We start from the raw sequence: 5,415 nt of genomic DNA, 5'->3' as shown, positions 1-5,415 counted from the left end.
TGCCTTTGTGGTGTGGGGTGGGAGGGTTTTGTTTTAATGCTAGTTGAGTTTTTTTGCTAGTGATTTGGCTCTTTTGTCTATGACTGATTTGTGGTTTCGACCATTGATCGAGAGTCTTTTACGGAGAGTTTGATCCTGGCTCAGGACGAACGCTGGCGGCGTGCTTAACACATGCAAGTCGAGCGGTAAGGCCTTTCGGGGTACACGAGCGGCGAACGGGTGAGTAACACGTGGGTGATCTGCCCTGCACTCTGGGATAAGCCTGGGAAACTGGGTCTAATACCGGATATGACCTGCTCTCGCATGGGGGTGGGTGGAAAGATTTATCGGTGCAGGATGGGCCCGCGGCCTATCAGCTTGTTGGTGGGGTAATGGCCTACCAAGGCGACGACGGGTAGCCGACCTGAGAGGGTGACCGGCCACACTGGGACTGAGACACGGCCCAGACTCCTACGGGAGGCAGCAGTGGGGAATATTGCACAATGGGCGAAAGCCTGATGCAGCGACGCCGCGTGAGGGATGAAGGCCTTCGGGTTGTAAACCTCTTTCAGCAGGGACGAAGCGCAAGTGACGGTACCTGCAGAAGAAGCACCGGCTAACTACGTGCCAGCAGCCGCGGTAATACGTAGGGTGCGAGCGTTGTCCGGAATTACTGGGCGTAAAGAGTTCGTAGGCGGTTTGTCGCGTCGTTTGTGAAAACCCGGGGCTCAACTTCGGGCTTGCAGGCGATACGGGCAGACTTGAGTGTTTCAGGGGAGACTGGAATTCCTGGTGTAGCGGTGAAATGCGCAGATATCAGGAGGAACACCGGTGGCGAAGGCGGGTCTCTGGGAAACAACTGACGCTGAGGAACGAAAGCGTGGGTAGCAAACAGGATTAGATACCCTGGTAGTCCACGCCGTAAACGGTGGGCGCTAGGTGTGGGTTCCTTCCACGGAATCTGTGCCGTAGCTAACGCATTAAGCGCCCCGCCTGGGGAGTACGGCCGCAAGGCTAAAACTCAAAGGAATTGACGGGGGCCCGCACAAGCGGCGGAGCATGTGGATTAATTCGATGCAACGCGAAGAACCTTACCTGGGTTTGACATACACCGGAAAGCCGTAGAGATACGGCCCCCCTTGTGGTCGGTGTACAGGTGGTGCATGGCTGTCGTCAGCTCGTGTCGTGAGATGTTGGGTTAAGTCCCGCAACGAGCGCAACCCTTGTCTTATGTTGCCAGCGCGTTATGGCGGGGACTCGTAAGAGACTGCCGGGGTCAACTCGGAGGAAGGTGGGGACGACGTCAAGTCATCATGCCCCTTATGTCCAGGGCTTCACACATGCTACAATGGCCAGTACAGAGGGCTGCGAGACCGTGAGGTGGAGCGAATCCCTTAAAGCTGGTCTCAGTTCGGATCGGGGTCTGCAACTCGACCCCGTGAAGTCGGAGTCGCTAGTAATCGCAGATCAGCAACGCTGCGGTGAATACGTTCCCGGGCCTTGTACACACCGCCCGTCACGTCATGAAAGTCGGTAACACCCGAAGCCGGTGGCCTAACCATTTATGGGGGGAGCCGTCGAAGGTGGGATCGGCGATTGGGACGAAGTCGTAACAAGGTAGCCGTACCGGAAGGTGCGGCTGGATCACCTCCTTTCTAAGGAGCCTCTTTCGTTCACGGACCATCACACAGGTGGTGGAGGGTGAACGAACAGAAACCGTGTAGTCCTCATATGTAGGACTGCGGTGCTCACGGGTGGAACACTGACAATCAGACATCGCGTATCGGGGAGTCTTCAATGACTGTTCGGCGGTGTCTATATCGGCATACTGTTGGGTCCTGAGGGAACACGTGAGTGTTTTTTCTAGGCGAGACCATATACATGCGGGAGTTCGTATCCCTATCGCGGGGTGGTGGTGACACTGTTTCGGTCTGATGGATGCAGGATGTTCTTCTGTTTGTGTGTTGTTTGAGAATTGCACAGTGGACGCGAGCATCTTTTTTGTAAGTAGTTTAGAGCGTACGGTGGATGCCTTGGCACCAGGAGCCGATGAAGGACGTAGGAGGCTGCGATAAGCCTCGGGGAGCTGTCAACCGAGCTGTGATCCGAGGGTGTCCGAATGGGGAAACCCAGCACGAGTGATGTCGTGTTACCTGCACCTGAATATATAGGGTGTGTGGAGGGAACGTGGGGAAGTGAAACATCTCAGTACCCACAGGAAGAGAAAACAATTGTGATTCCGTGAGTAGTGGCGAGCGAAAGCGGAGGAGGCCAAACTTTGTGCGTGTGATACCCGGCAGGGGTTGCGTATGGAGGGTTGTGGGGTTCATGCATGTCGATTCTGCCGGATCGGCCGACAGTAAAAAATTGTGGTGTTAGTCGAAGTGGTCTGGAACGGCCTGTCGTAGAGGGTGAGAGTCCCGTAGACGAAAACATTGCAACTGTTGTGTGTGGGTACCCAAGTAGCAGCGGGCCCGTGAAATCTGCTGTGAATCTGTCGGGACCACCCGATAAGCCTGAATACTCCCTGGTGACCGATAGCGGACTAGTACCGTGAGGGAAAGGTGAAAAGTACCCCGGGAGGGGAGTGAAATAGTACCTGAAACCGTGCGCTTACAATCCGTCAGAGCTGGTGCACAGTTTACTGTGGCTGGTGATGGCGTGCCTTTTGAAGAATGAGCCTGCGAGTTAGTGGCATGTCGCGAGGTTAACCCGTGTGGGGTAGCCGTAGCGAAAGCGAGTCCGAATAGGGCGTATCACCGTTTGGTGTGTAGTGGCGTGTTCTAGACCCGAAGCGGAGTGATCTACCCATGGCCAGGTTGAAGCGACGGTAAGACGTCGTGGAGGACCGAACCCACTTAGGTTGAAAACTGAGGGGATGAGTTGTGGGTAGGGGTGAAAGGCCAATCAAACTCCGTGATAGCTGGTTCTCCCCGAAATGCATTTAGGTGCAGCGTCACGTGTTTCTCGTCGGAGGTAGAGCTACTGGATGGTCTAGGGGGCTTACCGGCTTACCGAAATCAGCCAAACTCCGAATGCCGATGAGTGAGAGCGTGGCAGTGAGACTGCGGGCGATAAGGTTCGTGGTCGAGAGGGAAACAGCCCAGATCGCCAGCTAAGGTCCCTAAGCGTGTACTAAGTGGAAAAGGATGTGGGGTCGCGAAGACAACCAGGAGGTTGGCTTAGAAGCAGCCACCCTTGAAAGAGTGCGTAATAGCTCACTGGTCAAGTGATCCTGCGCCGACAATGTAGCGGGGCTCAAGTACACCACCGAAGCTGCGGCATTCATACGATAGCCCGCTGTGTTCCTACGGGGATGCAGCCAGGTGTGTGGATGGGTAGGGGAGCGTCGTGCAGCCGTGGAAGCATCGGAGTGATCCAGGTGTGGAGGCTGTGCGAGTGAGAATGCAGGCATGAGTAGCGAAAGACGAGTGAGAAACTCGTCCGCCGAATGACCAAGGGTTCCTGGGCCAGGTTAATCCGCCCAGGGTGAGTCGGGACCTAAGACGAGGCCGACAGGCGTAGCCGATGGACAACGGGTTGATATTCCCGTACCCGTGTGATCGCGCCCATGGTGAATCAGTGATACTAACCGCCCTGAATCTGCGTGACTGATCTCTTTCGAGAGTGAGGCGTGTGGTGGATGCGTGGGACCTGATCTGGTAGTAGCCAAGCGATGGGGTGACGCAGGAAGGTAGCTGGGCCAGTGAGTGGTTGTACTGGTGTAAGCCTGTAGGGCGAACGGTAGGCAAATCCGCCGTTCACACAAGCCTGAGAGGTGATGCGTAGCCGATTGAGGCGAATTCAGTGATCCTATGCTGCCGAGAAAAGCCTCTAGCGAGCTGTCACACGGCCCGTACCCCAAACCGACACAGGTGGTCAGGTAGAGAATACTAAGGCGATCGAGATAACTATGGTTAAGGAACTCGGCAAAATGCCCCCGTAACTTCGGGAGAAGGGGGACCTTGTTCGGTGACGGAATTTACTTCCTGAGCTGGGTGAGGTCGCAGAGACCAGTGAGAAGCGACTGTTTACTAAAAACACAGGTCCGTGCGAAGTCGTAAGACGATGTATACGGACTGACGCCTGCCCGGTGCTGGAAGGTTAAGAGGACCGGTCAACTGCCCTCGTGGTGGTGAAGCTGAGAATTTAAGCCCCAGTAAACGGCGGTGGTAACTATAACCATCCTAAGGTAGCGAAATTCCTTGTCGGGTAAGTTCCGACCTGCACGAATGGCGTAACGACTTCTCAGCTGTCTCAACCATAGACTCGGCGAAATTGCATTACGAGTAAAGATGCTCGTTACGCGCGGCAGGACGAAAAGACCCCGGGACCTTCACTATAGCTTGGTATTGGTGTTCGGTTCGGTTTGTGTAGGATAGGTGGGAGACTGTGAAGCGGTGACGCCAGTTACTGTGGAGTCGTTGTTGAAATACCACTCTGATCGTATTGGATACCTCAACCTCGGACCATGATCTGGTTCAGGGACAGTGCCTGGTGGGTAGTTTAACTGGGGCGGTTGCCTCCTAAAATGTAACGGAGGCGCCCAAAGGTTCCCTCAGCCTGGTTGGCAATCAGGTGTCGAGTGCAAGTGCACAAGGGAGCTTGACTGTGAGACTGACACGTCGAGCAGGGACGAAAGTCGGGACTAGTGATCCGGCACCGGCATGTGGAAGCGGTGTCGCTCAACGGATAAAAGGTACCCCGGGGATAACAGGCTGATCTTCCCCAAGAGTCCATATCGACGGGATGGTTTGGCACCTCGATGTCGGCTCGTCGCATCCTGGGGCTGGAGTAGGTCCCAAGGGTTGGGCTGTTCGCCCATTAAAGCGGCACGCGAGCTGGGTTTAGAACGTCGTGAGACAGTTCGGTCTCTATCCGCCGCGCGCGTTAGAAACTTGAGGAAGGCTGTCCCTAGTACGAGAGGACCGGGACGGACGAACCTCTGGTGTGCCAGTTGTTCCACCAGGAGCACCGCTGGTTGGCTACGTTCGGAAGGGATAACCGCTGAAAGCATCTAAGCGGGAAGCCTGTTCCAAGATGAGGTTTCTCTTTCCCCTTTGAGGGAGTAAGGCCCCCGGCAGACCACCGGGTTGATAGGCCAGAACTGGAAGTCGGGTAACCGATGCAGGTGACTGGTACTAATAGGCCGAGGACTTACCCAAAAGAAACGCCACGCGTCCACTGTGCAATATCTGAAACAACACACGTTTCAGAACCACCAACAATTGAATGAACCAACACCCTCCAACCATCCCCACAAACGGGATGACAAGAGACTCTGTTGTGTTCCGTGTGTAACAGTTTCACAGAGTTACGGCGGCCATAGCGGAGGGGAAACGCCCGGTCCCATTCCGAACCCGGAAGCTAAGCCCTCCAGCGCCGATGGTACTGCACTCGACAGGGTGTGGGAGAGTAGGACACCGCCGAACACAA

General features: G+C 55.4%; 3 rRNA genes. All 3 read left to right on the top strand.

The features are described from left to right. Nucleotides 1–117 precede the first annotated feature (117 nt). The 3 genes from J1M86_RS12395 to rrf all read left to right on the top strand — a co-directional run bounded on the left by J1M86_RS12395 (nucleotide 118) and on the right by rrf (nucleotide 5,411). A 16S ribosomal RNA gene (locus tag J1M86_RS12395) occupies nucleotides 118–1,634 on the top strand. Nucleotides 1,635–1,980: 346 nt separating this feature from the next. Then, a 23S ribosomal RNA gene (locus J1M86_RS12390) occupies nucleotides 1,981–5,144 on the top strand. A gap of 150 nt (nucleotides 5,145–5,294) precedes the next feature. After that, nucleotides 5,295–5,411, top strand: a 5S ribosomal RNA gene (gene rrf, locus J1M86_RS12385). The 16S, 23S and 5S rRNA genes sit together here, the layout of an rRNA operon. Nucleotides 5,412–5,415: the final 4 nt, after the last annotated feature.

It is taken from the genome of Rhodococcus sp. KRD197, assembly GCF_017168235.1.
Lineage (GTDB): Bacteria > Actinomycetota > Actinomycetes > Mycobacteriales > Mycobacteriaceae > Rhodococcoides.
Note: the sequence above shows the minus strand (reverse complement) of the source record. Positions and strands in the feature narration are given on the sequence as shown.